The 3,286-nt window shown below is 44.1% G+C and carries 1 protein-coding gene; it reads left to right on the top strand.

Annotation, left to right across the window (positions count from 1 at the left end; all coding sequences use genetic code 11):
* Nucleotides 1-3,286: amino acid adenylation domain-containing protein (locus MHN32_RS23310; RefSeq protein ID WP_239422958.1), on the top strand; the 3,286-nt coding region annotated here is incomplete at both ends.

Here is a 3,286-nt window from a genome sequence, read left to right as displayed (position 1 = left end):
CGGGCATTACTACCAGAGTACATGCTGCCAAGTCGCTACATTGCGGTATCACAGTGGCCGCTATCCCCGAACGGTAAAATTGACAAAAATGCGCTAAAAGCGAAAGTTAATCAGCCTATAGCTGAACAAATAATGCAGCCTCAGTCAGAGACTGAGGTTAAGTTGTTAAGTATTTGGTCTAGCATATTAAATACTCCGGTTACTGAAATAGACCTAAATAGTAGCTTTTTTAGTCAAGGCGGGCATTCCCTACGGGCGGTAAAAATGCAAGCTGCAATACAAGCAGAATTTGCAAAGTCACTGTCCTTACAAACCATTTTTAAGGCCCAAAGCGTTAGAAATATAGCTCACTGTCTTGATGAGCAAGCTGACTATATTCTTGGCGCGACGATTCAAGCTAAGGCAGATAAGTCACAATTACACCCGCTGTCTTATGCACAAAAGCGGCTGTGGTTTATAGATAACCTGAATCAAGGTAGTTCTGAATACCATATTACTTCAGCGGTACAACTAAGCGGGAAATTTGATTTAGCGAGCGCGCAGCAATCCTTTACTTTGCTTATTGAGCGTCATGAGACGTTAAGAACCGTCTTTATTAAATCGGCTGATGGCGTTGTGATGCAGAAAGTTAATCATACTAAGCCTTTTCAGATAAAGCACTTATCATTGACTCACTTAACGGGAGATGCGCAAAAGCTGGCTTTAGAACGGTTGATACATGAGCAAAACAGTCAGCCTTTTGATCTGAGTTTAGACCAAATGCTACGAGTTTCGGCGGTAAGTTTAGCGGAAGATGAGCTTGCGATTATTTTTACAGTACATCATATTGCTTCAGACGCTTGGTCAATGGGGGTTTTGGTTAATGAGTTTTGTAGTATCTATCAGGCGCAGGTGACTCAACAGCCACAAGACTTACCTCCTCTCAGTATACAATATAGTGATTATGCACATTGGCAGCAACAGAGTGACACCCAAGCGAGAATAAGTAGTCAGTTGCATTATTGGCAGCAGCAGTTGCAAGGGCTGCCCTCTGTGCACCAAATACCGTTAGATCACGCTAGGCCGAGTGCTAAGTTAAGTAATGGTAAACGCCTACAACGAAAATTACCCTCAGCGTTGGTTGAGAAATTACAAAGGCTTGCTACCGCTGCCAATATAACCCCTTTTATGCTCTACCATGGGGCATTAAGCCTATTAATATCAAAATATAGCTATGAACACGACGTTGTGATTGGCACCCCTGTAGCAAATCGATGTCAAACAGAGCTGGAGCCGTTGATCGGCTTCTTTGTCAACACACTAGTGCTTCGTAGTGATACTCAAGAGCGTACTTTATCTGCATTCTTTCAGCATATTCGCGACGTGAACCTTGCAGCGCAAGAACATCAGGAAGTACCGTTTGAACAAGTGGTAGATGCTTGTTGTAACTCTCGTACAACTCAATATACACCGCTATTTCAGATCATGTTGAACATGAATAATACGGAGTCTTCATCTTTCACGCTTAGTGGTGTAGAAGCAAATCTTATCCCAGTGGCAGCTGATAGATGCAAATATGACTTAGAGTTTGCGGTACAGCTAAGTAGCAGTTGTCCTGTGTTGATGTTGCAATACGATACTAGCTTATTTTTACCCAGTAGTATGGAGTTAATGCTGGCCGATTTCGCCGCATTGCTAACAAGCTTAAGTGAGTGTACTTTTGAAACGACGATGCTTAGTGAGCTTACGCTTTCCTCATCAGAACGGGGATATATTGGGCGAGAAGCACCGCAAGAATTAAGGTTACAAGAGTCGTTTCAACAGCAGGTCAATAGAAAACCAAAACAGGCAGCACTGCAGTTTTCTAACAGCACGATGACTTATGCGGATTTGGCAGCACAAGTTCAAGATCTCGCTTGCTACTTAGTAACTCATTTCCCACCTCATGCTCGAATTGGTATTTGTCTCGGCCGTTGTGAGTCTTTGTTGGTTTCAGTATTAGCAATATTGCGTGCTGATATGACCTATGTTCCTATGGATCCGAGTCACCCAGAGCAACGTTTGTTAAGAATAGCCGAGCATGCGGAGCTGGCAGCCATTATAACAAAGCCTGAGTGGCAGTCGAAGCTACAAGGCGTCTCAATTGCTACTGTCGTCGATATCAACACCTATGAGAAAACGGCTAAAACTAAGTTAGCTGAGGTGTACAGCAACCCTGTCGCGTATGTTATTTATACATCTGGTTCAACTGGCACACCGAAAGGAATTGAGGTACTACATAAAGGCTTAAGTAACTATCTTGATTATGCAGCAAAGCATTATCTCTGTGCAGGTATATTACGGTCAGTAGTTAGTTCAACACTGAGTTTTGATGCAACGTTAACTTCGTTATTGGCACCACTTATCAGCGCTAAAACAATCACGATACTGCCAGAAGAAGATACTTTAGCTGATCTGTATCAGTGTTTGCGCAGTGGCCCTGCTAGTTTGTTTAAACTTACACCATCCCACCTGAAGGCGCTTTGCGCTATTCACCATGGTGAGAGTATTACAACACCTCATACGATAGTGGTGGGTGGGGAACAGTTTACAGGCCAGCTGTTGGGACAGTGTCAGCGATGGCTCAATGGCGCGACCTTTGTGAACGAATATGGCCCCTCGGAAACCGTCGTTGGCTGTTGTGATTATGTTGTACTTCCTGGCCAGAAAGAGCCCGCTAGTGCAGCGGTTTCAATAGGTCGTGCGATTGCAAATACCCAACTTTATGTGCTTGACCCATATCTTCAGGTGGCACCTAAAGGTGGGGTCGGTGAGCTATGTATTGCCGGCTTTGGAGTTGCTAAAGGATATTTACAGCAGCCCCAACTCACAGCCGAAAAGTTTCTGAATTGGCAAGGGGAGCGGATCTATCGCAGTGGGGATCTTGTCCGTCAACGCAAAGATGGCAACTTAGTTTACGTAGGCCGGATCGATGAACAGGTAAAAATTCGTGGCTATCGTATTGAGTTGGCTGAAATTGAGGCGCTTGCAGTGGCGTTTACTGGTGTTGAACAAGCCGTAGCCCATGTTATTGAAGGAAAAAATAACAGTGCTCAGTTATTACTTTATATAACGTTAAAACCAACTTTGTGTGGCAATGAGCAGACTTCATTGTTGAAGCGTTACCTCGCCGAACAATTACCAGAATATATGGTGCCGAGCCAGTTTGTGGTGTTGGAGCAATTTCCACTTACAGTCAATGGTAAGGTTGATAAACGCGCTTTGCCACAACCGGAATTGACGACAGCACATTACCGAGGACCACAAA

The organism is Pseudoalteromonas sp. Of11M-6 (assembly GCF_022347905.1).
In the GTDB taxonomy this organism is placed as follows: Bacteria; Pseudomonadota; Gammaproteobacteria; order Enterobacterales; family Alteromonadaceae; genus Pseudoalteromonas.
This window is presented reverse-complemented; position numbering and strand designations above follow the sequence as displayed.